General features: G+C 62.2%; 25 protein-coding genes and 1 pseudogene. 13 read left to right on the top strand and 13 right to left on the bottom strand.

All coding sequences use genetic code 11. The features are described 5' to 3' along the window. A partial coding sequence (locus AB6806_RS28540) for an alpha/beta hydrolase family protein (protein ID WP_370956337.1) occupies window positions 1-951 on the top strand: 951 nt, incomplete at its 5' end. A 106-nt stretch (window positions 952-1,057) separates the two neighbouring features. Here the strand turns inward: AB6806_RS28540 and AB6806_RS28535 are convergent. From AB6806_RS28535 to AB6806_RS28520, 4 genes and pseudogenes are all read right to left on the bottom strand, one after another. Further along, window positions 1,058-2,138: pseudogene (locus AB6806_RS28535) on the bottom strand (IS630 family transposase). A gap of 444 nt (window positions 2,139-2,582) precedes the next feature. Further along, a complete protein-coding gene (locus tag AB6806_RS28530) occupies window positions 2,583-2,999 on the bottom strand; it encodes a type II toxin-antitoxin system VapC family toxin (RefSeq protein WP_370956336.1) in 417 nt (138 codons plus the stop codon). After that, window positions 2,999-3,256 carry a type II toxin-antitoxin system Phd/YefM family antitoxin gene (locus tag AB6806_RS28525; RefSeq protein WP_370956335.1) on the bottom strand — a complete coding sequence of 86 codons (258 nt, stop codon included), beginning with the start codon at window positions 3,254-3,256 and terminating at the stop codon, window positions 2,999-3,001. The genes AB6806_RS28530 and AB6806_RS28525 overlap by 1 nt, the downstream gene beginning before the upstream one ends. A 69-nt stretch (window positions 3,257-3,325) precedes the next feature. Continuing rightward, entirely contained in the window at window positions 3,326-3,673 is a 348-nt protein-coding gene (locus AB6806_RS28520) for a hypothetical protein (protein ID WP_370956334.1), read from the bottom strand. A 48-nt stretch (window positions 3,674-3,721) separates the two neighbouring features. Here AB6806_RS28520 and AB6806_RS28515 point away from each other — a divergent pair, with 48 nt between their 5' ends. Then, a complete protein-coding gene (locus tag AB6806_RS28515) occupies window positions 3,722-3,895 on the top strand; it encodes a hypothetical protein (protein WP_370956333.1) in 174 nt (57 codons plus the stop codon). Between the two features lie 225 nt (window positions 3,896-4,120). Here AB6806_RS28515 and AB6806_RS28510 read toward each other — a convergent pair whose 3' ends face one another. From AB6806_RS28510 to AB6806_RS28500, 3 genes are all read right to left on the bottom strand, one after another. Further along, the gene (locus tag AB6806_RS28510) at window positions 4,121-4,717 is read right to left on the bottom strand and encodes an MmgE/PrpD family protein (RefSeq protein WP_370956347.1); all 597 of its coding nucleotides are present in this window, start codon (window positions 4,715-4,717) and stop codon (window positions 4,121-4,123) included. Window positions 4,718-4,730: 13 nt separating this feature from the next. Continuing rightward, window positions 4,731-5,399: an MmgE/PrpD family protein gene (locus AB6806_RS28505; RefSeq protein ID WP_370956346.1), complete on the bottom strand. Its 669-nt coding sequence runs from the start codon at window positions 5,397-5,399 to the stop codon at window positions 4,731-4,733. 640 nt (window positions 5,400-6,039) lie between these two features. After that, on the bottom strand, window positions 6,040-6,594 hold the full coding sequence (locus AB6806_RS28500; RefSeq protein ID WP_370956332.1) for a LuxR C-terminal-related transcriptional regulator: 555 nt from the start codon (window positions 6,592-6,594) through the stop codon (window positions 6,040-6,042). 199 nt (window positions 6,595-6,793) lie between these two features. Between AB6806_RS28500 and AB6806_RS28495 the strand changes: the two genes are divergently transcribed. From AB6806_RS28495 to AB6806_RS28450, 10 genes are all read left to right on the top strand, one after another. Then, window positions 6,794-7,564 (top strand): ABC transporter ATP-binding protein, encoded by a 771-nt coding sequence (locus AB6806_RS28495; protein ID WP_370956331.1) that lies wholly within the window; start codon window positions 6,794-6,796, stop codon window positions 7,562-7,564. Next, window positions 7,561-8,313 (top strand): ABC transporter ATP-binding protein, encoded by a 753-nt coding sequence (locus AB6806_RS28490; RefSeq protein WP_370956330.1) that lies wholly within the window; start codon window positions 7,561-7,563, stop codon window positions 8,311-8,313. The genes AB6806_RS28495 and AB6806_RS28490 overlap by 4 nt, the downstream gene beginning before the upstream one ends. After that, window positions 8,300-9,508, top strand: coding sequence for an ABC transporter substrate-binding protein (locus AB6806_RS28485; protein ID WP_370956329.1), 1,209 nt, complete (start codon window positions 8,300-8,302; stop codon window positions 9,506-9,508). The genes AB6806_RS28490 and AB6806_RS28485 overlap by 14 nt, the downstream gene beginning before the upstream one ends. Before the next feature lie 20 nt (window positions 9,509-9,528). Then, a complete protein-coding gene (locus AB6806_RS28480) occupies window positions 9,529-10,416 on the top strand; it encodes a branched-chain amino acid ABC transporter permease (RefSeq protein ID WP_370956328.1) in 888 nt (295 codons plus the stop codon). After that, window positions 10,413-11,357, top strand: a complete 945-nt coding sequence (locus AB6806_RS28475; protein WP_370956327.1) for a branched-chain amino acid ABC transporter permease — start codon at window positions 10,413-10,415, stop codon at window positions 11,355-11,357. The genes AB6806_RS28480 and AB6806_RS28475 overlap by 4 nt, the downstream gene beginning before the upstream one ends. Window positions 11,358-11,367: 10 nt before the next feature. Then, the gene (locus tag AB6806_RS28470) at window positions 11,368-12,945 is read left to right on the top strand and encodes an amidohydrolase family protein (RefSeq protein WP_370956326.1); all 1,578 of its coding nucleotides are present in this window, start codon (window positions 11,368-11,370) and stop codon (window positions 12,943-12,945) included. Beyond that, window positions 12,945-13,928, top strand: a complete 984-nt coding sequence (locus AB6806_RS28465; RefSeq protein ID WP_370956345.1) for a CobW family GTP-binding protein — start codon at window positions 12,945-12,947, stop codon at window positions 13,926-13,928. Before AB6806_RS28470 ends, AB6806_RS28465 begins: the two co-directional genes overlap by 1 nt. A gap of 351 nt (window positions 13,929-14,279) precedes the next feature. Then, entirely contained in the window at window positions 14,280-15,002 is a 723-nt protein-coding gene (locus tag AB6806_RS28460) for a haloacid dehalogenase type II (RefSeq protein ID WP_370956325.1), read from the top strand. Window positions 15,003-15,024: 22 nt separating this feature from the next. Next, the gene (locus AB6806_RS28455; protein ID WP_370956324.1) at window positions 15,025-15,516 is read left to right on the top strand and encodes an Lrp/AsnC family transcriptional regulator; all 492 of its coding nucleotides are present in this window, start codon (window positions 15,025-15,027) and stop codon (window positions 15,514-15,516) included. Window positions 15,517-15,617: 101 nt separating this feature from the next. Next, on the top strand, window positions 15,618-17,030 hold the full coding sequence (locus AB6806_RS28450) for an FAD-binding oxidoreductase (protein WP_370956323.1): 1,413 nt from the start codon (window positions 15,618-15,620) through the stop codon (window positions 17,028-17,030). 162 nt (window positions 17,031-17,192) lie between these two features. Here AB6806_RS28450 and AB6806_RS28445 read toward each other — a convergent pair whose 3' ends face one another. The 6 genes from AB6806_RS28445 to AB6806_RS28420 form a co-directional block, all read right to left on the bottom strand. Further along, window positions 17,193-18,137 carry an electron transfer flavoprotein subunit alpha/FixB family protein gene (locus AB6806_RS28445; RefSeq protein ID WP_370956322.1) on the bottom strand — a complete coding sequence of 315 codons (945 nt, stop codon included), beginning with the start codon at window positions 18,135-18,137 and terminating at the stop codon, window positions 17,193-17,195. After that, window positions 18,137-18,883 (bottom strand): electron transfer flavoprotein subunit beta/FixA family protein, encoded by a 747-nt coding sequence (locus AB6806_RS28440; protein WP_370956321.1) that lies wholly within the window; start codon window positions 18,881-18,883, stop codon window positions 18,137-18,139. Before AB6806_RS28440 ends, AB6806_RS28445 begins: the two co-directional genes overlap by 1 nt. A 58-nt stretch (window positions 18,884-18,941) precedes the next feature. Then, window positions 18,942-19,838: a 2-hydroxyacid dehydrogenase gene (locus AB6806_RS28435; RefSeq protein ID WP_370956320.1), complete on the bottom strand. Its 897-nt coding sequence runs from the start codon at window positions 19,836-19,838 to the stop codon at window positions 18,942-18,944. Between the two features lie 105 nt (window positions 19,839-19,943). Further along, window positions 19,944-21,248, bottom strand: coding sequence for a 4-aminobutyrate--2-oxoglutarate transaminase (gene gabT, locus AB6806_RS28430; RefSeq protein WP_370956319.1), 1,305 nt, complete (start codon window positions 21,246-21,248; stop codon window positions 19,944-19,946). Between the two features lie 38 nt (window positions 21,249-21,286). Beyond that, window positions 21,287-22,465 carry an NAD(P)/FAD-dependent oxidoreductase gene (locus AB6806_RS28425; RefSeq protein WP_370956318.1) on the bottom strand — a complete coding sequence of 393 codons (1,179 nt, stop codon included), beginning with the start codon at window positions 22,463-22,465 and terminating at the stop codon, window positions 21,287-21,289. 55 nt (window positions 22,466-22,520) lie between these two features. Continuing rightward, a complete protein-coding gene (locus tag AB6806_RS28420; protein ID WP_370956317.1) occupies window positions 22,521-22,859 on the bottom strand; it encodes a tRNA-binding protein in 339 nt (112 codons plus the stop codon). A gap of 161 nt (window positions 22,860-23,020) precedes the next feature. Here AB6806_RS28420 and AB6806_RS28415 point away from each other — a divergent pair, with 161 nt between their 5' ends. Continuing rightward, complete coding sequence (locus AB6806_RS28415; protein WP_370956344.1) at window positions 23,021-24,478, top strand: NAD-dependent succinate-semialdehyde dehydrogenase; 1,458 nt, start codon at window positions 23,021-23,023, stop codon at window positions 24,476-24,478. Window positions 24,479-24,569 lie beyond the last annotated feature (91 nt).

The following is a 24,569-nucleotide window of genomic DNA, read 5'->3' as shown; positions in this document are numbered from 1 at the left end:
GGCTTCCATCCTTCGAAAGCCCGGCTCTCCGGTCAATTCCTCGCCGTCACGCTGTCCGCTTCAAGGGGCGCACTCCACGCCGTGGTCAATGGTATCCAGATCAGCCGAGCAGATTGCGCTGCACTGGAGGCCAAAGACACCGCGATATGGGTCGAAGGCAGTGCGCGGGGGACGTGCCTTCGATACTATGCCGCGGGTCTGAAGCGTGGTTCCGGTTCGATCCCCGTCGCCGCGATCTGGCTGAACGGGGACGTACTGGGACCAAAGGGAACCAACGCGGGCAAACGCCAAAGTGGTTTCGGTCCGACAGAAATGGTCGAGCTCGAACAGAGGCTCTCTGCCCGCTTCGGCATCCCCTCGATCTTCCTGGGGCGGCCAGGAACATATGGAAGCGCCGGCAAGCACTTCACGATGCGAGGCCGCCCCGTCGAACCGCAACTCATCTCTGCTGCGTTGGATGGTCTCAAGGCTCGGTATCAGATTCAGTCATGGTCTCTGGGTGGACATAGCGGCGGCGGCACGCTCGTCGCAGAGATGTTGGCGCGACGAGATGACCTGCGGTGTGCGGTCATATCGTCTGGCGCAGCTGCCTATCGCGCCTATCTCGAAGCACGCAGCCTTTTGAAGCCGGGGCAGAAATTGGAGCGTTTCGATCCCTCTGCCTCGCTCGACAAGGTGCGCGCCGATCCCACACGGCGAGTGTTCGTTATCGGTGACCCTCGCGAGACAAACGTGCCGTTCTCATCTCAAAAGCTCTATTTTGAGGGCCTTACGCGTTGGGGCCATGCTGCTTGGCTGATCCCGCTGGAATGCGCCACGGATGCTCGCCACCACGATCTCGTCGATTTCGGGGAGACCGCCACTGCGATGTGCGCGGCAGGCACGAGCACTGATAGGATTGTAAGCACTCTCATATCCATGCCCGAACAGGGACCTCGCCTTTCAAACTGAGGTCTTCCGGACCGTGGGCGAGTTTCAAATGGGGCGAACTTCCCCGTTGGCTGCCTTCCGGAGAGTGGACATACGGCGCTGACCGCCGCACCGCCATGGCCAAAGGTTAGCGGATTGACTCCAGCACCTGGTGCCCGCGCGCGGCAGCGGCGATGATTTTGTCGGGATCGGCGGTCCAGGCGAAGGGTTTTGACTGCTGGTTGTGGTCGACGACGAAGCGGTGGATGGCGGCCTGTAGATCGACGACGCCCTTGAAAACGCCGCGCTTGAGACGACGCCTGGTGAGGATGGCGAAGAAACCCTCGACGGCGTCGAGCCAGCTGGCGGAGGTGGGCGTGAAGTGGAACGTCCAGCCGGGATGTCGGCCCAGCCATTCGATCACCTTGGGGTGCTTATGGGTGGCGTAATTGTCGAGGATGGCGTGCACCGTCTTGCCAGCCGGGACCTCGCGCTCGACGGCGTTGAGGAACCGGATGAACTCCCGATGCCGGTGGCGCTGCATGCAGCGGCCGATGACGTTACCCTCCAGGATGTTGAAGGCGGCGAACAAGGTGGTCGTGCCGTGGCGCTTGTAGTCGTGGGTCATGGTCCCGGCGCGCCCCTTCTTCAGGGGCAGGCCCGGCTGGGTGCGATCCAGGGCCTGGATCTGCGACGTCTCATCGACGCTGAGCACCACGGCATGGGCGGGAGGATCGACATAGAGACCGACGATGTCGCGGACCTTGGCGGCGAACTTCGGATCGTTGGAAAGCTTGAAGGCACGGATGCGGTGGGGCGCCAGGCCATGAGCCTTCCAAATGCGCTGAACCCAGGTCAAGCCAACGCCCGCCACCTTGGCCATCAGCCGCGCGGTCCAGTGCGTCGCCTCGCCGGGAGGAATCGCAGAGCGTCAGGGCCACGACCGGCTCGGCCACAGCCAGCGGCAGGCGGGGCGTACCGGGCGGGCGGGTCTTGTCGCGCAGCAAGCCCTCGACGGCTCCGTCCATGAACCGCGCCTGCCAGCGCCAGACAGCGGTCTTGCTGGCCCCCGCCGTCCGCATGATCTCCACTGTGCCCATGCCATCGGCCGTGGCCAGCACGATCCGGGCGCGCCAAACATGCTTCTGCAGGCTGTTGCGGTCGTCAACGAACGACCGCAGTCGCTTACGATCTGTTGGGCTCAGATGGACGACAACGCCAGCACGCATCCCGCAGACTCGCACGACGCCGCGCCGCGCAGAATCCCAACCCGGACTCTTTTGTCCCAATCAATCCACTAGCCGCTGATCATCGATGCGAGACACGAGGCCTAAGCCTGGGATGTAAGAAGCGCTTCTCGCGCTTACAATTGTGTTCCGCGTGAGGCGCTGAAACATAATACAAGATCGTTCGCAATCCTGCGAGCAGTGGCGAATTCCATGGCGGCTCTCCGCTATATTGCGCGTTCTTATCGAGAATAACCGTCGGTTAGAGAGCAAATGTTTTCTACGCGAGCTGCAATTCTACAACAACCGCCGCGCCAATACGTAACGAAACGATGCGATACTTGTTGGACTCTCCTGAAACAAAGCAATTTTTGTGACATGGATGCCTGAGGCCGTGCCGGGGCGAATGCGTCCTGAAGCTCGGGGATCCGTGGCGCGGCTAACGGTCTAGAGCCATGGGTTCAGCAAGCGCACGCCGGTTTTCTCAAAATCGTCCGTATTGCGCGTGACCAATGTCATGCCGAAAACCAGCGCCGTGGCGGCAATTAACCCGTCCCGGTAAGGCCTGGGATCGGGCACGTGTAGCGTGGCGCTCTTGCGAGCGACATTGGTGTCAACAGGGAGAATCCGATCGTGAAAGACGGGTAGGGCGTGCTCCTCCAGCCAGTTGCGCAGGATCGCACCTCGGGCAGGATCCTTACGCTCCAACTGAAGCGTGCCTATTTCGAGTTCCTGGACGACGATTGCCGAGAGGTACAGGCTGGCGCCGGGCACTTCACGGCCCCAGCTGCTAACCTTGGGGTCGGCTTTGCCGGCCCGGACCTTGCGCAGCTCCGAGATGACGTTCGTATCGAGAAGGAACATCAGGAGAGGTCCACCTGACCCGGCATTTCGGGCGAACGCGGAAATTCGATATCAATATCCTCGATGCCGGGTGGCAGACCGAGTTCGTCCACGACCCTTTGCTGTCGGCCAATGATGCGCTGATACTCGGAGAACGAGAGCAAAACGTGGGCTGGCTTGCCGTGATCAGTAATGATGACCGGACCGTCGTTTGCGGCGCGCTTTGCGCGCCCGAGATCCGCGTTCAGGTCACGGCTGGAGAGTGTGGTGATCGACATAGGAGCCTCCGAAACGATGCCACAGAATGTTACTACAGTTACCACAATTCAGGATTTTGGCTAGTCGAGTCAGGCGGCCTTGGCGGTCCCAGTCAATGGCGGCGGCGGGACCGGCATCCAGTGCGTGGGAGCGGTCGTGAGGACGATGGTTCGGGTCGGATATCCGACCTTCTTCTCCCAGCGCTGCTGCTCGACGCTCCATGAGAAGTCCAGCAGGCGCTCGCCGTCCCGCGAGAGGCCAATGACGGTGCCGTCGAGCGGTGCGCTTGCGATATCGCGCCATGGCGCGAGAGAGGCGGCCTGAAGGTCGTTTGCTGCCTTCAGCGCGTCACGCCAGGCGCCCATGGGCTTGCCGTGGATGTCAGTCATGGCGCCGGCGAAGCTATCGCCGAACGCCGCGTAGATGATCTGGGCCATGGCGATCGTATGGCTGGGCGGGTGCGCTGCGGTGCTTTGAGGCATGGGATGCTTGGTGTCGGATTGGCGGTCTCAGGCAGCGAGGCGAGCGAATGGCTGCGCGGCGCCGCCGGCCAAAACGATGTCGCCTTGGAGCTCGAGGAGGTCGCCGAGCAGATCCTCGGGGATGCCGTCGACAGCAGTCAGGCGCTCAGTGTCGATTGCACTGACAGCGCTGGCTAGGACAGACGTCCAGTGGCCATCGGGCTCGCCGGCGTCTTCGAGGCCGAGCAGTTCGAGGATCGGGCCCTAATGGGTCTTGGTCGGGTTGCCGACGATCACGGAGCGGAAAGCGGGGCGATCGTTGCGGTTCGTGAAGGCGCCGATTTCGAGCATGTAGCTCATGATGCTGTCCTCTCGCGTGCTGGCGAGCTTTGCTCGCATGTCGGGGTTTTGATCCCGTCGGGGTCAAAATCGGAATCGGTGGCGATGCCTGATCTCCCCTGCCCTGCGGGATCGCGTGAGAGCGGCAAAAAGAAAGCGGCCGCAGGGTGGCGGCTGCTCTCTCGGGTCTGGGGAAACTGTTCTCGATGCGGTCTCTTCAACGCTGTCGATCAAGCCCCGGATGGTACTGTAATGCCCTTGGCCCCAAGCTGAATCGATCAGATTGCTTGCCTTGGTGTCGAGTTCTGTTTGCGTCAGCGCTCGGGCGCCATCACCTTTCGGCATCAACACCTCGGCGCTTTCCTCGATCCCATTCGATAGAACCAACGTCACTCGACCCGGTCGATTTGCCGGGTAGAGTGCGTCGAGGCGAGGATCGGCCTGTAGTACCACTTTCGCCGCGATCGCCTCGATCTCGGAATGCCGTAGGCGTTCGATTGCAAAGCCGTCATGCGGCAACGATCCGAAGCGCAGCGCAAGCGCTGCCGCATGCCGGAAGCTGAAGCGTGCGGCAAGATCGCTTGTCGGATTGGGGGAATCGTACTGTAGCGCAGTCGTGTATACCTCCACACGCAGCTCAGCGACGCATGTTGCATCGAAGCCACCAAGGCGATTGCGCAGAATCTCGATGCAATCAAAGCATCGGGCCGAGATGCGCGCAGACCGGATGCCACTTCAGATACGCATCCTCGATCTCGTATCGCGACCACCGGCCATCGCTTCCTATCCCATCGGTCATCAGCGACGGATCAAAAGCTTCGCCGGCACGCGGGCCGAAGAATCGTTCGAGCGTCGCGGCCGAAGGCACAAGCCCCGCCCATGCCCCACGTGCGGCGTTGATGCCATTCTGCACGCCCAGGCCGACGAAGAGATGATGGGCGCTAGCTCCCTCCATGCAGGTATCTCGGAAAGGGAAAAGCGCGACAGCGGCAGCATTGCCGATCGCTGCCTCTATCAGCGCGGTGCGCTCAGCTGCGCTATGCTCGCAACCGAGGAGATGAGCGGCCGCCACCGCAGCGCCGATGCACCCAAATGTGTCGGTGTCGTGCAACAGGGCCTGCATGCCTCCAAGCGAGGCGCCGACCCTTGCAGCGATCTCGTATCCGGCCATTACCGCGTCCAGGAATGCGGATGACGGCGCGCCGATCTCTTCAGCGATCGCTAGAGCGGCGGCCAGGACATGGCTCATGGGACGGCCGCGCGCACGGCGATGTCCATCCTGCAATTGCAGCACCGTCATTGCCGCGCCATTGACCAGACCTGCGACTGCAGCGGGAACCCCTTCCGGGAACCCGCCCCGGATGCGCGGCCGTTGCCGCCGGTCGCTACGAAGGCATTACGAGCTGGTGCCAGACAAGGATGCGCTGCTCCGGCCGCCATAACCGCAACCGTGTCCAGCAGGAAATCGCGATAGAGCGCCCGCACCCCCCGAGGGGCCTCGGCGAAACAACTTCCTGCGGCAACGACAGCAAGAAGGCGAGCGGCGCTTTCCATGGTGTCACCCTTTCGGCGTGTTCTCGGCGGCAGCTTCTGCCTTCGTCATGCATGGGCCATGTCGAGCCGTGGTTCGACAGGGACAGATAAGGCTACGGCGTCATTGGCAATAATCGAACAATCGACAATCCGCGGGTCGATGAGCTGAGCCCGGCCTGATAAGCGTCTCCGGGCCGGAGGGGCCGTCTTGGTCCACAGGCCGCTGCGGGACGAGAAAGCAGCGAGCCAATTCGCCAGGGGATACTCGGCTTTAGCGCGCATAGACAGCCATCAGGTGATAGGCGCGCGCGGACGGGCAGAAGGCGACCTGTCGCCATCGTGCGGAAAGCCTTGTGTGGGATAGGTCTGCAACGTATCCGCCATTTCGATGAAACCGGCAGCACCGCCAAGCACTGAAATCAAGTGCCCGCAAAACGATTGCAAAAGAATTGCCGTAAAACCACGCCGGATTAACCCTGCAAAAGAAATTCTATAAGTTCAGCTGTACGAGATACGTTATATTTCCGAAGCAAACGTGTTCGATAAATGTCTACCGTGCGATGACTAATATCGAGCACTTTTGCAATTTCCTTTGCCGTCTTTCCCTCGATCAACAGCGTTGCGACATCGCGTTCGCGGGCGGTCAGCGAGGATCTCAAGGATTGCCCTGACGTGCCGTCCTTCGCCAACTCGGTGAACACCCAAAGCGTCCGCGAGTGCGGGTCCTCTGGCGTGTAAGTGAAGCCGCGCACGCGCACCCAAAAGAGATCGCCGTCGAGCCGACGCATCACGCGATCATCGCTAAAGGTGCTGTCGATGGACAGGAAGCCGCCCACGCGCTGCCCGGTCTTCTCGAAATCGGACTGCGTCGGATACAGGCGTTCGAAGGTTTGCCCCACCATGTCCTCGATCGCGCCGCGGAAAATCCGCCCGAACATATGATTGCACGCCAGAATCACACGATTCCTGCCGATCGCCTGGCCAACCGGCGAGTTCTCGAAAGCCTCCTGATAGTCGACGTCCATCGCTGCGACCTCACCGCTGCACCGGTCGACGGCAAGCCGCCGGACACTTAAGTGCTCAACACCTATAGCAGTAAGTGTTTAGGTGTCATAGCGTCATAAATCGTTAAGGCATGCATCAGCCGGATCGGCGGGATCGCATGTCAATCAGAAGAGCAGGCAGGCAAGCCGAAGCTCGCGGGGAACGACGTGTTGGACAGCCATGACAGAGCCGCTTTTAGAGATCGCTGATCTCAGGATTCACTTTGGGGGAGTCCGTGCGCTCGATGGCGCATCGTTCCAGGTCAAGCCCGGTATCACGACCGGCCTGATCGGTCCGAACGGCGCAGGAAAGACGACCCTCTTCAATTGCGTATCCGGCCTGATCGGCGGAGCCACGGGGACCGTCAGGTTTTCCGGCCAGGATATTTCACGGGCATCGCCCGAGGCCATTTCCCGCGCAGGGCTGGTCCGCTCCTTCCAGCTTGCCCGCGGCTGCGAGAACATGACGGTGTTCGAGCATCTCATGCTCTATGGGCCGCGGCAGCGCGGCGAGAGCCTGCTGCAGGCGATGTTCGGTGGCCGACACCTGCGCGACGAGGAAGAGGCGCTGCGCGATGCCGCGCTCGACATGGCCAAGCACCTCAAGCTTTCCCATGTCCTCGACAATCTCGTGACGCGCCTTTCAGGCGGCCAGAAGAAGCTCCTTGAGATCGGTCGTGTCCTCCTGGCCAAGCCCAAGATGATCCTGCTCGACGAGCCCATGGCCGGCGTCAATCCGACCCTCGTTCAGGAGATCGCCGACCATCTCGCGACCATCCAGAAGAGCGGCATCTCGATCATCCTGATCGAGCACGAAATGGAGCTCATCGAGCGCCTCTGCAGCGAGATCATCGTCATGGCCGGAGGGCGCTTTCTGACCCGGGGCACCTTCGCAGAGGTCGCGTCGAACCGGGACGTCCAGGAAAGCTATCTGGGGCTGAGGCGTCAATGACCGATCTCGCCGTCAAAACCCTCCGGGGCGGCTATCCGAACGCCGAAGAGATCGTCAAGGGCATCGACATCGAGGTCGCGGCCGGCGACCTCACCGTCATCATCGGCCCGAACGGAGCGGGAAAATCCACCTTCCTGAAGCTCGTCGCCGGGCTGTTGAAGCCGACCGACGGCGAGGTCCGTCTTCAGGGCGAGCCGCTCCCGTTGGGGAACGCACAGCTCGCCTGCGGCATGGGCATGAGCTTTGTGCCGCAGGAGCGAAACGTCTTTTCGAGTCTCACGGTGCGCGAGAACCTCGAAATGGGCGGATATCTCTTGCGCCGGGGCATGAAGGACCGGATCGACGAGCAAGTGTGGCGCTTCCCGCTGCTGAAATCCAAGCTTCGCGAAAAGGCCGGCAACCTCTCCGGCGGTCAGCGCCAGGTGCTGGCGATGGGCATCGCCCTCATGACCAATCCCAGCGTGCTGCTGCTGGATGAGCCGACCGCGGGACTGTCGCCGAACGCCGCCGACGAGATCTTCGAGCTGGTGCGCAACCTCGCAAAGAGCGGCCTGGCCGTCCTCATGGTCGAGCAGAACGCACTCCTGGCTCTCGAATACGGCACCAAGGGCCTAGCCCTCGTGGCGGGACGCAAGGTCCGCGAGGCGGCGGCGGCGGCCATGCTCGCCGATGATGAGGTGCGCCATCTGTTTCTGGGCCGACGAGACGCAAACCAAATACAAAAAGGGGAATATCATGCACAGGCTTGATCGACGTCATTTCCTGACGGGCGCAGCGGGCGGCGCGTCGCTTGCTCTCTGGCCGAAAGCGCTGCTGGCGCAGGACGGCCCGCGCATCAAGATCGGCATCATCATTCCCCTCACGGGAGCAACCAGCCAGTTCGGCGCGACGATGAGCGCCGCCGCGAAAATCGCTGTCGCCGACATCAATGCAGCCGGGGGGATCGGCGGCCGGCAAGTTGAGGTTTTGATCGAGGACGATCAGAGCAACCCGGAGGCCGCCGTTCGCGCCGCCCGCAAGCTGATCGATGTCGACAGGGTCGTTTCAATCGGAGGATCCTATGCCTCCGCCGTCACGTCGGCGATCGCGCCGCTTTGCTACGAGAGCAAAACCGTGCTGTTCACGTCGTCGGGCGCCGACAGCATCACCAAGACACCCCATAACGGCTATATCTTTCGGACATCGCCGACCGTGACGCTGCAGGGAACCCGCGTCGGCCAGTACGCTTTGGAACTGGGCGCCAAGAAGATGTTCTTCCTCGGCCCCCAGACGCCCTTCGCCCAATCCTACATCGACATCATCTCGAAGCTGTTCAAGGAGGCCGGCGGCACTGGAGAGGGCCTCATCTACGAGGACAAGCGCGCCAGCTATCGCACCGAGGTCGATCAGGCGTTGAGGACCAATCCCGACGTCATCGTGCTCGGTGGCTATGTCCCAGACACCGCCGTCGTATTGAAGGATCTCTATCGGGCCGGCTATGCCGGCAAGAAGATCGGCTTCTCCTTCGGCGTCAACCAGGTTCTGACCGATAGCGTTCCCGCCGAAGTCTCGGAAGGCACCGCCTCCCTCGTTCCATCTGCGTCCGTCGACTCGACCGCCTATAAGAGCCTGATCGACAAGATCGGGAAGGGTGCGCTCGATAGCTATTCCTGCCAGGTCTACGACCATGTCGTCCTCACAGCGCTGGCCCTCGCCCAGGCGGCAGCGTCCTCTCCAAACGGCACCGCGGTGCGAGACAACGTTCGCGCCATCTCGCAGGACGAGAAGGGCGAGAAGATCAATGACGTATCGGCGGCACTGAAGTTGATCGGCCAAAAGAAGCCGATCAACTACGACGGTCCGAGCGGCCCGCTCGCCTTCGCCGCCAATGGCGATGTCGAAGGCGTCTTCTTCCGGTACGAGCAGGCTCAGAAGGGGAAAATGGCCCTTCTGAAGGTCGCTTGACCTCAGAAGGGTGTTGATCCGTGTTCACTGAGCTCACGCAATATGTCTTGAATGGACTGGTGCTGGGGGCGCTGATTTCGCTCCCGGCACTGGGCCTGACCCTGATCTTCTCGGTCCAGGGCTTCGTCAACTTCAGTGTCGCGGCCCAGATGACGGTCGGCGCCTATGCGGCATGGTTGACGGGGTCGTATGTGGGTTGGTCGCCCGTTGCGATGCTGGCTGTCGCATTCGCGGTTCCCGGCCTGCTGGGGGTGGTCGCCGACCGCCTCGCGTTGGCGCCGATACGGCGCCAGCCCGGAGGCCACACCGCCTTGATGCTCGCCGTCGTATCCATCGCGTTGAACCTGGCGCTCGAGAACGGCCTGCGTTTCATCTTCGGGAGCAACCTCAACAGCTTCGATCTGCCGATCGAGCGAAACTTCCAAGTCTGGGGCCTTAGCGTCGGCCCGCAACAGCTGCGCAATCTGGTTACGGCTCTCGTCATCGCCATCGCGCTGGCCGCGTTCTTTTCGCTCACCCGTTGGGGCAAGGCGATGCGCGCCGTCGCCGACAACACCGAGCTCGCACGATTGAAAGGGATTGATCCCAAGCGCCTGTCGAATCTCGCGACCTTCCTCGGTATGGGGCTGGCCGGCATCGGCGGATCGCTGTTGGCGATGGACACAAGCCTCGATCCCTCGACCGGCTCGCGCCTGATCCTCGTGATCTTCGCGGCCAGCGTACTCGGCGGCTTGACCAGCCTCTACGGGGCTGTTCTCGGCGCTCTGCTGATCGGGATCATCGGCGAGGTGGCGCTGGTCGCTATGCCGCCGGTCTATCAATCGCTCACCGCGTTCATCGCGATCCTCATCATCCTGCTGGTCAAGCCTACCGGCCTCTTCGCCGGCGCTGCCGGAGTCAGAAAATGATCTCCTACCTGTTGTTCATCGCGACATTGACGGCAATCTACGCCCTTCTGTCGCTCGGCCTCGTCGTGAGCTGGGGCCAGGCGGGAATGGTCAATCTCGGTCTCGTCGGCTTTTTCGGACTTGGAGCCTATTGCTCGGCGCTGCTCACGATGGCCGGAGCTCCGATCGGCCTCGGCTGGGCAGCGGGGACCTTTCTCGCCGCGGCGATAGGGGTAGGGTTCTGCCTTCTCACCCGAACGCTGAGAGGCGACTACCTGGCGATCGTCACCTTGGGCTTCGGCGAGGGCCTGCGCCTGGTCGAGCTCAACGAGCGCTGGCTGACTGGCGGAAGCGATGGCATTTCCGGCATTCGCGCGCCACTGAAGCAGGCGCTCGGAGACATCTATCCGTGGTTCTACCTCGCTCTCGCTTGGGGCATGGTGCTACTGGCGGCTTGGGTTCTCGCCCGCCTGCTGGGCAGCCCCCTCGGCCGCGCCCTTCGCGCGATCCGCGACGACGAGAAGGTGGCTGCGGTCGCCGGCAAGAGCGTGCTGCGCCTGAAATGCCAGGCATTTGGCATCGGCGCCGGCCTGTTCGGCCTCGCGGGAGCGCTCTACGCCCATTTCACCAGCTACATCTCGCCGGACAATTTCATCGTCCAGCTGACCATCTACATCTTTCTCGCCGTGACGGCGGGCGGGTACAGCCGGCTCGTCGGCGCGATCTTCGGGTCGTTCGCGGTCATGACCATCCTGGAATCTTCGCGGTTCGCCGCCGAGCTGATCCCCGGCCTCAGCGCCGTACAGATCGCGTCGCTGCGGGAATTCGCGATCGCGGTAGCGCTCATCGTGATCATGCAGGTGCGGCCGCAGGGATTGTTCGGACTCAAGAACGAGCGTTCCGGCGCCGGTGCGCCCGGCGCGGCGATGGCGGCTCCCGCCGTGGCGGCCACCCTCAAGTGAGGACGCGACAGTGATCAACGAACAGAAGCACTGCGCCGCCGGCGACGAGTTCGCGATCATGTTCGCCGAAGCCGGTCTGCCGGCCCTTAAACCGGCAACCGAGAGACAGCGCGGCCAGGGCCCGCATCGCCACATCAAGCTCTCCAACGCGCGGATCATCGATGGAACCGGCGCCCCGCCCTGGGGGCCAGCCGATCTCCTCGTCGAGGACGGACGCATCGTCGACCTGGCGAAATCCGGCAAGGCGAGATTCCCGGCGCCCGCGCCGCAGCCGGAAGACGTTCTGGAGATCGACTGCACGGGCAAGTTTCTCACGCCGGGGCTGGTGGATTGCCATGCCCATATCGGTGCGCCCTTCCATGCCAAGAACGGCCCGCAACCCGCCGCGGATTATGTCTACAAGCTCTGGCTTGCGCACGGCGTGACGACGATTCGCGAGACGGGATGCTTCAACGGACTCTCCTGGACGCTCGAACAGAAATCGGCCGTGGAGGAGAGCCGGATCGACGCCCCGCGAATTCTAGCCTATGCGCCCTTCCCCGCGACGTCCGATTATGTCCGTAGCCTGCATACGCCGGAACAGGCCGCTGCGTGGGTCGAGAAGGTGAAGGCGGCTGGCGCGGACGGCGTGAAGTTCTTCGGCGCGCCGCCGGCCTTGATGAAAGCCGCGCTCGAAGCCTGTGCGCAGCTCGGCCTGAGAAGCTGCTGCCACCACGCGCAACTCGCAGTCGGGCGGATGAACCCGCTTCAGACGGCCCGCTGGGGCCTGACGAGCACCGAACATTCCTATGGCATTCCTGAGACCCTGCTCGAGGACCATACGCTGCAGGCCTTTCCCGTCGACTACGACTACGGAGACGAGTACCTGCGCTTCTCCGCGGCCGGGCAGACTTTCATGCAGGCAGCTCGACCCGGCTCCGCAAAATGGGACGCGGTGCTGGCCGGCTTCCTCGAAGCCCGCCACAGCTTCGTTCCGACCTTCAACGTCTATGACGCCAATCGCGACCTCATGCGGACGCGGCGGGCCGATTGGCACGAACGCTTCACCGATCCGACCCTGTGGTCCTATTTTCAGCCGCAACGCGGCGGCCACGGAGCCTATTGGTACCGCTGGTCGACAACGAACGAGATCGAGTGGCGCGAAACCTTCCGGCTCTGGATGTGCTTCGTCAACGACTACAAGAACCGTGGTGGGCGCGTCGCCGTCGGCAGCGATTCCGGCTTCATGTTCCAGACTTATGGCTTCGGTTACGTGCGCGAGCTCGAGCTGCTGCAGGAGGCAGGACTCACGCCGCTCGAGGTCCTGCGCGCCGCGACCGCCTCGGGCGCGGAACTGCTTGGCATCGCCGAGGACGTTGGGACACTGGAGATCGGCAAGCGCGCCGACATCTTGGTCCATCGCATCAATCCCCTAATGGATTTCAAGCTGCTCTACGGGACGGGCGCGATGCGCCTCAACGATGCCTCGAAATCGGTCGACTGGGACAGAAGCCTGGAAACTGTCGTCCAAGGCGATGTGATCTACGATCCAGCCGCGCTCCTTCAGGACGTGGAAGCCATGGTGTCGGCAGCGAGAGTGGCGACTTGATGGACCGCCGCCCTGCCCCGTCCGCTCTTGCGGAATTTGTACTGCTGACCGGCCCTCTGGGATCGGGCAAGACGACCCTGCTGTCCGATCACCTCGCCCTGAGCGCGACATCGGATACAGGTGTTATCATTAACGATGCAGGCGAAGTGAATGTCGACGGGGCGATCATCGGCTCCGATCACCGTGATCTCGCGCTGGCGACGCTAAGCGACGGCTGCATCTGCTGCTCGCTCGGCAATAGCCTTCAGGATGGGATCGACGCTCTCCTGCTCGCACGCGCAGACCGGCAGCTTGGACCCCTCCGCAGGATCATCCTGGAGACGAGCGGTCTCGCCGAACCGGGTCCGATCGTGCGCTCCCTCCGACAGGTCCGGCAAATGGACTTCAATCTGCGGATCATCACGACCTTCGATGCATCGCAGTCGACAGACGAGGACGATTTCCTACCTCATTACGCCGCCCAACTCGCGGCTGCCCAGATCGTCGTGCTTACGAAGCTTGACGCGGTGCCCGACAAGCGGTGGCCAGTCCGCGCCGCGGAGGTGCAACGTTTCAACCCGCTCGCCGTCCAGGTGGCCGTGTCGCGGCGTGAGGAGCGAGCCCTCGCCGCCTTTGCCGGTGCCGGCGGACACCCGCCCGTAATCTCGTCCTTCACGGCCAGCAAACCGCAGCCGTCGCGCATCACGATCGCCTTCGCGCGCTGGAGTGAGGCTGCATCCTGGGAGGCGATCGGCGAGTGGATCGAGGATGTCTCGGGATATCTCGGTTCGCGTCTGCTGAGACTGAAGGGCTTCGTGCGCCCTTATGGGTTTCTCGATCCGCTGCTGATCAACGGCATAGGCGGCGCGTTTTCGTCTCCGCGCCCGATCAGGATCGAAAGCGGCACCTCGCTCGGCCTCACGATGATCCTACGCGACGTCTCCAAGGAAGAGTTCATAAGATTTCCTAGGACGGCATCGGAACCCGAGCTGATGTTCAAATGAGCAACGTTTCCAGCTTATCCGTTTCTTCGAAGGCAATATCGGAAGCGCCCGACGCTGCGATAGCCTTACGGTACCTGAAGCGTCCTCACCATTCCACACTTGCAGCAAATGTTGCCGATCTTCAGGCCACGTTCAGTGGAATTTGCGGTTTGGTCACGCCGGTTTTGCCGCAACCGTCGTGCGGTCCGAGGCAGAATGACAGCGCCCAAAAGATGTGGCCGCACTGCAGAAAATATTCGGCCGGTCGCAAGGCTGTCAACGAACTCCATGCAGCTTGTGCGACCACTGATTACGACGGCGCTCCGTTCAACCTTCTTCGCGTTAATTCTACAGCCAACAGGACCTAGGCCAATGAAACTGACAAATTTCAAAGCCCTCACCTTCGACTGCTACGGCACGTTAATCGACTGGGAAACAGGCATGTTTGACGGCCTCAAGCCGTTGACCAGCCGGCTGCCGACGCCGCTGACACGCAACCAGGTGCTCGAGGCACATGCTCGTCATGAATCGTCCCAGCAGTTGCAGACGCCAGCCAAGAATTACCGCGATCTCTTGCCGATCGTATATAAGCGCCTGGCCGAAGAGTGGGGCCTCTCTGTTTCCTGGGACGAGTGCGTGAATTACGGAAAGTCGGTAGAAAATTGGCCGGCGTTCACCGACTCTGCAGGCGCACTCCAGTATCTGAAGCGTCACTACAAGTTGGTCATTCTTTCGAATGTCGACAACAAGAGTTTTGCTGCGAGCAACGCGAAGTTGCAGGTCGAGTTCGACGCGATTTACACAGCTGAAGACGTCGGATCCTACAAGCCGTCGGACCGCAACTTCGAGTACATGGCCGAAAAGCTCGAAACCCTCGGCATCCAGAAACACGAAATTCTGCACACGGCCGAGAGCATGTTCCATGATCATGCCCCGGCAAACCGGCACGGCCTAGCCTCCTGCTGGATCTATCGTCGCTACGACCAAGAGGGCTTTGGCGCGACCATGAACCCGGGCGACATGCCAAAGGTTGATTTCCAGTTCACCAGCATGGCGGACCTGGCAAAGGCTCACCAGGAAGCCCTCCGGGGTTAAGCGAGAACAGGGCTGCGCGAGAATGACTGGTGCACCGAAATTGGATCGTATCGATATCAACATTCTCGCGCAGCTTCAGCAGAATGGTCGGCTGACCATTGTTGACCTTGCCGACGCAGTGGGCTTGTCGCCAAGCCCCTGCCTGGCACGCCTGAGAAGACTGGAAGATGCCAAATACATCATAGGCTACAATGCCCGCGTCCAGCTATCCAAGCTTGTCGAGCATATTACGGTATTTACCGAAGTTACGTTAAGCGATCATCGGAGAGATGATTTCATCAAGTTCGAATCTGAAATCCGCAAATTTGACGCCCTTCAGGAGTGTCATTTGGTCAGCGGCGGCTATGACTATCTCCTAAAATTCGCCACCAAAACTGTTGCTAAATATCAACAGCTTATGGAGTCCATGCTCGAACGGAATATCGGTGTCGAGAAATACTTTAGCTACATTGTAATAAAGACGATAATCGATCGCGGAAGCGTCCCAGTAAAATATCTCACCGACGACAGTTGATTCGTAATCTCTACTACGAGCGGTTTTAACCGGCGCTTATGAACCACTGACATATCCAGTTGCTCGGCTCTGGGTATTGCCGCACCCAGGAATAACCAAGAATGGATTCTATCGCACAGGTGCTTGCGCGATTGTCACCAGGCATCGTCACGCGCGATCAAGACATCATCGCCACCTACACAACTGACTTCCGGAGGCAATATGCAGGGAGCACGAGGGCCGTTCTGCGGCCACGGCACGCTGCTGAGGTGCAAGACATCGTCCGGTGCTGCGCCGAGTTGGGCGTTCCCCTCGTCCCGCAAGGCGGCAATACCGGCTATTGCACAGCGGCCACCCCCAGTGATCGTGGCGACGAGCTCGTAATAAGCCTCGAAAGGATGAACAGGCTGCGCGAGTTGGACCGGGCCAATCTCTCGGTTTGCGTCGAGGCCGGCATCATTCTCAGCGAACTGCAGCAAGCGGCGTCCGAAGCCGATCTTCTGCTGCCGCTCGCGCTAGGATCCCAGCAGTCGTGCCGTATCGGGGGAAATCTTTCAACCAATGCCGGCGGAATTTCGGTGTTGCGCTATGGGATGGCCCGAGACCTCGTACTCGGCCTCGAAGTCGTCCTGCCCGATGGCAGCCTCTACAGCGAACTCAGTCCATTGCGGAAGAACAATTCCGGCTACGACGTCAAACAGCTCTTCATCGGCGCCGAGGGCACTCTCGGAATCATCACGGCGGCGTCGCTCAAGCTCGCGCGCAAGCCGAGCCGTACGGTCACCGCGTTCCTCGCCATCGATGACATCACCAGTCTCGCGGCCATCCTCGATCTCGCCCAGATTCAGACAGGCGAATTGATCAGCTCGTTCGAATACATCTCCGACACATCGTTGAACTTGCTCCTCGATGCGAGGAAGGACCTCCGCCATCCGCTGCAGGCCCGAAGCGGGCACTATATTCTGCTGGAAGCGGCAACCGCCTCGCCCGTGCTCAACCTCGAAGAGACGGTCACCGGTCTTCTTGGTGAACTCTTCGAGCGCGGGCTGGTGACCGATGGAACGATCGCCGCCAACGGGCAGCAGGTCGCGGAATTCTGGCGCCTGCGGGAATGCATCCCGGAGGCCGAGGTGCACCATGGTGGCTCCGTCAAACACGATATCGCCGTGCGCACTTCAAGACTGGCTGCTTTCGTCCAGGCAGCCTCGCAGATCGTCAGGGAGGATGCGGAAGGGGCCATACTTTCGGTCTACGGTCATGTCGGCGACGGAAACGTGCACTTCAATGTCGTCGCCCCTTCCACCGCCCAAGCCGCCCCGTTCAAACATCAGTTCGAACGAGACGTGTCTCCGAAGATCTACCGACTCGCTGCCGAGATGGGGGGGACCTTCAGCGCCGAATACGGCATCGGTCGGGTGAAGATGGATTTGCTTGAGCGCTATGGCGCGCCGGGAAAGGTCGATCTCATGCGCCGCCTCAAGGCCGCACTCGATCCGAATGGAACGATGAATCCGGGAAAAGTCGTCATTCCATGATAATAAACCGCCGGACTTTGCCGTTGATGGTACGCCACACTGCTTAGCGGGCGCAGGTTGTCGAGTGATGCGGCCCGGCTCCAGCTAAGACCGGCAGGCTGCCCCAACCAGCTTCCGCAAATCAAACCGGGCGCCCGCTCTCGGCCACCCTGTCTGTACCTGTCACTTCCCGAGCTTGGCGAGCTCGGCTTCAAGCTCGGGCATGATCGTGAAGAGATCGCCAACCAGGCCGTAATCGGCGATCTGGAAGATCGGCGCTTCCTCGTCCTTGTTGATGGCGACGATGACCTTGCTGTCCTTCATGCCGGCGAGATGCTGGATCGCGCCGGAGATTCCGACCGCGACATAAAGGTCGGGCGCCACGACCTTGCCGGTCTGGCCGACCTGCCAGTCATTGGGGGCGTAGCCGGCATCGACCGCAGCGCGCGAGGCGCCCATCGCGGCGCCGAGCTTGTCGGCGACGGGCTCGATCACCTTGGTGAAATTCTCGGCCGAAGCCAGCGCGCGCCCGCCCGAGATGATGATCTTGGCCGAAGCGAGCTCGGGACGATCGGATTTGGCGACCTCTTCGCCCTTGAACCTGGAAACGCCGGGATCGCCCACGGCCGAGACGCTCTCGACGGCAGCCGAGCCGCCTTCTCCGGCCGCCTGGAAGGAGGCGGTACGGATCGTCAGCAGCTTCTTCGCGTCGGCGGATTGCACCGTCTGGATGGCGTTGCCGGCATAGACCGGGCGCTCGAAGGTGTCGGGCGAGACGACCTTGGTGACGTCCGAGACCTGCATCACATCGAGCAGGGCGGCGACGCGCGGCAGCACGTTCTTGCCGGTGGTGGTGGAGGGGGCGACGATGGCGTCGTAGGCGCCTGCCAGCTTGACGATCAGCGCGGCCAGCGGCTCGGCCAGCGCGTGGCCGTAGGCCGCGTCGTCGGCGAGCAGCACCTTCTCGACGCCGGCGAGCTTCGCAGCCGCCTCGGCCGCGGCCTTGGCGCCCTCACCGGCGACGAGGATATGGACGGGTGCGCCGAGCTGGGCGGCGGCGCTCAGCGCCTTGGCGGTGGCGTCCTTGACGGAAACGTTGTCGTGTTCGGCGATCAGCAGCGTGGTCATCAGATCACCCCGGCGGTCTTGAGCTTGGAGACGAGTTCGGCGGCATTGGCCACCTTGATGCCGGCGGAGCGGCCGGCCGGCTCCTCCGTCTTCAGCACCTTCAGGCGCGGCGAAACATCGACGCCGAGCGTCTCGGCCGAGGTCTCGTCGAGCGGCTTCTTCTTCGCCTTCATGATGTTGGGCAGCGAGGCGTAACGCGGCTCGTTCAGGCGCAGATCCGTGGTGACGATCGCCGGCAGTTTGAGCTGGACCGTCTGCAGGCCGCCATCGACCTCGCGGGTGACGTCGACCGAGCCGTCTCCGACCACGACCTTCGAGGCGAAGGTGCCCTGCGGCCAGCCGAGCAGCGCGGCGAGCATCTGGCCGGTCTGGTTGGCGTCGTCGTCGATCGCCTGCTTGCCGAGGATGACGAGGCCGGGAGCCTCCTGCTCGACCACCTTCTTCAGGAGCTTGGCCACCGCCAGCGGCTCGACCAGCCCATCGACCTTCACGAGGATGCCGCGATCGGCGCCCATGGCCAGGCCCGTGCGGATCGTCTCGGCGGCTTGAGCCGGGCCGATCGAAACTACGATCACCTCGGTCGCCTTGCCGGCTTCCTTCAGGCGCAGCGCCTCTTCGACGGCGATCTCGTCGAACGGGTTCATCGACATCTTGACGTTCGCAAGCTCGACGCCAGACCCATCCGCCTTCACGCGGATCTTCACGTTGTAGTCAACTACCCGCTTCACGGGCACAAGGATCTCCATCAGCTCCATCCCTCGTTTTGATTGAGTAACGCAGTCGGCCTAGACCGTTCGGGCCGGTTCACAGTGCGTGGTAGGCGTTCAGCGTCCGCAGCCACAGTTCCTTATAGGCGGCGTCGGTCATGTAGGCCGCGTGAGCCGTCAGGGTCGCGTTCTCCAGCTCCCGGTATGGGCTTGCCGGCGAGAGAGGTTCCTGGGGAAAGACATCCAGCGCGGCGTGGCCTATCTGTCCCTCCGCCAGCATCCTCAACAAGGCGGGTTCATCGACCAAACCGGCGCGCGCCGTATTGACCAGGATAAATCCGCGATTGGGAAGCATCAGACGCCGGCCATCGAGAATGCCAATCGTCTCGGCGGTAAGAGACAAATGGAGCGACACGACGCTGGCCCCCTGCAATGCGTCGTCGAGTTCCGCGACATAGGCCGGGTGGTCGCGCGGCGTTCGATTCCAGGCGGCGACCTCCATGCCGATGCCGAGCGCGAGATCGGCCATGCACCCTCCGATGCCACCCAGTCCGACGACCGCGAGCTTTTCGCCCTTCAACTGAAGCCCACCTGCCGGCGTCCAGGTCCCAGCACGGATACCACGATCCATACCGGCGATGCCGCGGGCGGCCGAAAACATCAGGGCGAAGGCATGTTCTGCGACCGAGCGATCGCCATATCCTGGCGTCGTGCAGACCTTCACGCCGCGCCTGGCCGCATCGTCGAGATCGACGTAGGTTCCGGCGCCGGTTCCCATGAAGACGATCGCCTGGACGGCAGGACAGGCGTCGAGAACGGCGGGCGGAACGGCCGTATGCTCGACGAGGATGACGTCCTTCCCCCGACAAAGATCGATCAACTCTTTCTCTGTGGGACTGCCCTCGTTGATTTCGACCGTCGCGGGAACGGGTAGGCCGCCCTGCTCGATGACACGTGCGAGCTCGGGCGTGCAGTCCACGAAAATCGCGCGCATTTGTCGTCCTTGGAAAATGGTGGTCAACCACCTTGCCGTTTGGATGCGGCCGCGGAGAATGCAGTCCCGACGCAGTGGTGCCCGCGTCGGAACCGCTAGACGGCATCATGCTGCGGCGGACACCTTGTCGGCGTCGAGCGCGTCGGCGAGGATGCACATCGCCTCGTCGAGGTCTTCGTCGGAGAGGATGATCGGTGCGAGGAAGCGGACGATGTTGCGGTGAACGCCGCACTTGATCACCAGCAATCCGCGCTCGCGCGCCCGTTCCATGACCTGGTGCGCCCGGTCCGCATCGGGCTTCTTGGTGGCGGCGTCGCTGATGAACTCGATGGCGCGCATGAAGCCGACGCCTCGCACCACCCCGATATCCACGTGCTTCGCCTTCAAGGCATCCAGGGCAGTCGAGAGTTTCGTGCCGAGGGCCGCGGCACGTTCCACAAGTCCGTCCTGTTCGAACGCGTCGAGGACGGCGAGCGCAGCGGCGCAGGCGACCGCGTTGCCGCCATAGGTGCCGCCGAGCCCCCCAGGTGTCGGAGCGTCCATGATTTCCGCCTTGCCCACCAACGCAGACAGCGGGAAGCCGCCCGCCAGACTCTTGGCGACCGTCACCAGGTCGGGCTGGATACCGGAATGCTCGAAGCCGAACATCTTACCGGTGCGGCCGAAGCCCGTCTGGATCTCATCGGCGATGAGCACGATCCCATGACGCAGCGTGATATCGCGCAGGGCCCGCATGAACTCGACCGGCGCTTGCAAGAAGCCGCCGTCGCCCTGAACCGGCTCGATGATGATGGCCGCGACACGATCGGGAGCGATCTCGGTGGCGAAGACCTCTTCGAGCGCCGCGATCGCGTCATCCGAGGAAACCCCGCGATAGCTGTCGGGATAGGCGGTATGGAAGATCTCCGGCGCGAAGGGCCCAAAATTTTGCTTGTACGGCTGGGCAAACCCGGTGAGCGTCACGCCCAGCAGTGTCCGGCCATGAAACCCGCCGCGAAACGAGATGATGCCCGGCCGGTTGGTGAAGCCGCGCGCGATCTTGACCGCGTTCTCGACAGCTTCCGCACCTGTCGTAAACAGGGCGGTCTTATAGGCGGCGCCCTTTCCGACCAATTTGTTCAGCCGCTCAGCAAGCGCGATGTAGGGCTCGTAGGCCGCGACCTGGAACGCGGTATGCGTGATGCGCTTGAGCTGCTCCTGCACAGCCGCTACCACGCGCGGATGGTTATGGCCGACATTGATAACGCCGATGCCGCCAACGAAATCGAGATAGCGGCGACCATTCGTGTCCCAGATATGAGCGCCTGCGGCACGATCGATAACGATCGGATGAGCAGTCAGAACGCCCCTGGGAATGTTTCTGGTACGTGCGGCCAGAAGTTCTTCGGGCTTGCGCTGGTCGGCAGACATGATCTCTTCCCTTCTTGAAAGCTTGCTAGACGGATCGATCATTCGAACGCTTCGAGCGTCCCGACGACCGGCGCGTCCGCGGCCGGATCGACCACGCAGGCGCGGCCCGGCGAAACATTCTCGGCCGTGATGCCGAGCGCGGCGATGTCGGCTGGAATCGCAGCGCCCTGAGCGAAGCTCGCGGCCAGCCGCGCTGCCGCAGCGCCGCCCATCACGCCGTTGCCGCCCTGTCCGGCAAGCCAGATGAAACTCGGCTGTTCGGGATCGCGCCCGATGACCGGCTCGTGATCCGGCGCGAAGGTTCTCAAGCCTCCCCATTTATGGGTCACCCTCTGAACCTCCATCGTGGTGAAGCGATGGATCCTGTCGATCGCGATCGCGACCTCGAGCTCGTCGGCCTGCGCATCACAGGGATCGGACGGCGCCATGTCGACCGGCGACACCATGATCCGACCCGCCTCGGGCTTGAAGTAGAAGGTTTCGGCGACATCAAAGGTCATCGGCCAGCTATGGATGGCGCTGCCAACCGGCGGATCGAAGACGACCGCAGTCCTGCGGAACGGGACGACGTTGCGGTAGGGAAGACCCGCGAGCGCCGCGATCTCCTGTACCCAGCCGCCTGCAGCGTTGACGACAATCGGTGCCTGGAACACGCCGCGCGGCGTCGTGGCCGTCCATGTCTCGCCCGAATGCGTTAGTGCTTCGACCTTTGCGTCGGTAACGAGCCGCCCGCCGCGCGCCCGCAACGCCTTGAGATAACCTGCGAGAAGCGCGTCGGTATCGATGTCCTTGCAGTCCTGCTCGTACATCGCAGAGGCGAACTCGCTCGCCCGGAGCACGGGACAGAACCGTAGTGCCTCGTCGGCCGTGGTCAGTTCGACCGACGCGCCCCTGCGCACCAGTTCCTCCGCCTGTTCGGTCAGTTGCGCCTGCTCCTCGCTCTTAGCCAGGAATAAGGCGCCACGGGAGGTGACGAGCGGAACATCGGTGAAGCGCTCGGGCGGAGTTTCGAGGAACGCTCGCGACGCCGTGACGAGCCGGCTCCACAGAGCGGGACCGTAGTTTTCAGACATGACGGCGGCGGAGCGGCCGGTCGAGTGGTAGCCGGCGGACGACTCCATTTCGAGTACGACGACCTTGCCGCCGAGGCTAAGCTCGTATGCGACCGAGGCACCGGCGATTCCCGCGCCGATTACGATGAAGTCTGCGGTTTCCATCTTTCAGGTCCCTTAGTGTCGAAGCGAGCGCGGGACGCGCCCTGCGATTGAGTTCTCAGAAGACCTGCTCGCCGAGCCCGACCTCGTGCGTCGGCGTCAGCACCTTGACCTCGCCGGCGGCGTTTCGTGCCCCGAGGATAAGAATTTCAGACTGGAAGCCGGCGATGTTGCGCGGCGGCATGTTGACGACGCAGGATACCAGCCGCCCCACGAGATCTTCCGCGCTATAGCTTGTTATCTGCGCACTGGACCATTTCCGCCCAAGCTCACCGAAGTCGACTTCGACTTTGTAGGCGGGAGTGCGGGCACGTTCGAAGGCTTGAACAGCAACGACGCGACCAATCCGGATATCAATTCTTTCAAAATCGTCGTAGACGATCTGTACCTTTTCCATAACGAACCTCGCTTTAGACGTCCGTTATTGTGCGCCATTTGCGCAGCGGAAGTGAATGAATCGATAACATGCTTTCGGTCGTTGTTGTCGACCTTGAAGGGGTTTTCAGCAGATTTTGCCGCTTCGGATGGCCGATGATCTCGCCAGCATTGGAGAAGATCATGACCCTCGCGCATCAGTTGAAAGATCCGTCGCTTTTGGCCGAACTTTGCTACATCGATGGTGATTGGGTCGGCGCTAAAAATTCCACGAATTTTCCAGTAGAAAATCCAGCCACGGGCGACGTGATCGGGCATGTTCCCGAATGTGGCGCCAGCGAGACGGACGATGCCATCGCCGCGGCGGAGCGCGCGTTCCAAGGCTGGCGCAAGAAGACAGCCGGTGAGCGCGGCGCCCTTCTCGAGCGCTGGTTCGATCTCATGATCGAGAACAGCGAGGATCTCGCCCGGATCATGACGCTGGAGCAGGGTAAACCCCTCGCTGAGGCCCGTGGGGAAATCGCCTACGGGGCCTCGTTCGTGAAATGGTTCGCGGAGGAGGCCCGCCGGATCTATGGCGAGACGATCCCGGCCGCATCCACCGATGGACGGATCATCGTCCAGAAGCATCCGATCGGCGTCGTGGCCGCCATTACGCCTTGGAATTTCCCGAATGCGATGATCACGCGCAAGGCCGCGCCTGCTCTGGCCGCGGGCTGTACCATCGTGATCAAGCCCGCCGAAGCCACACCCTTCTCCGCCCTGGCGCTAGGTGTCCTGGCGGAACGGGCCGGTATTCCCAAGGGCGTGATCAACATCCTGACCGGCAGGCCCGCGGATATCGGCGGTGCAATGACGCGCAGCCCGATCGTTCGCAAGCTGACCTTCACCGGATCGACCCGCGTCGGCAAGATCCTGATGGAGCAATGCGCGGCGACCGTGAAGCGCGTCGGCCTCGAACTGGGCGGCAATGCTCCCTTCCTGATCTTTGACGATGCCGACCTCGACGCGGCGGTTTCCGGTGTCATGGCGAGCAAGTTCCGCAATGGCGGCCAAACCTGCGTGTGCGCCAACCGCATCCTCGTTCAGGACGGCGTCTACGACGCCTTCTCCGAAAGGCTCGCCGCGGCTGCATCCAGACTGGTGGTTGGTGATGGCCTGACTGAGGGAACAACCATCGGCCCGATGATCAATCGTGCGGGAATCGACAAGATTCAGCAGCATGTCGACGACGCGACGGCGCTCGGCGCCACGGTCGTCCTTGGTGGCAAGCTCCGCTCCGGCCTGTTCTACGAGCCGACCGTGCTCAAGGGAGCTACGGTCGAAATGAAGATCGCCCGGGAAGAGACCTTTGGTCCCGTCGCCCCCCTCTTCCGCTTCTCGAGCGAGGCCGAAGCGATCACCATGTCGAACGACACGCCGTTTGGATTGGCGTCGTATCTCTACACTCAGGATATTTCACGCGCGTTCCGAGTCGCCGAGGCGCTCGAGTTCGGCATGGTCGGAATCAACGCGGGCTCTGTCTCCACGACGACCGCCCCCTTCGGCGGCATCAAGGAATCCGGATTGGGACGCGAGGGGTCACACCACGGAATAGAGGAATTCCTCGAAATGAAGACGCTGCATCTGGGCGGTATCTGAACGGTGGTACGAAAATGGAGCAGAGAGTTCTTCCACCAGAAATTGATAATGCGCCCAATCTGTCTCCCAGATCACGATCTATCACGTTGCT

Origin of the sequence: Allobosea sp. RCC_152_1, assembly GCF_041360765.1 — a bacterium.
In the GTDB taxonomy this organism is placed as follows: Bacteria; Pseudomonadota; Alphaproteobacteria; order Rhizobiales; family Beijerinckiaceae; genus Allobosea; species Allobosea spartocytisi.
The sequence above is the reverse complement of the archived record's forward strand: the minus strand, read 5'-3'. Positions and strand labels throughout refer to the sequence as shown.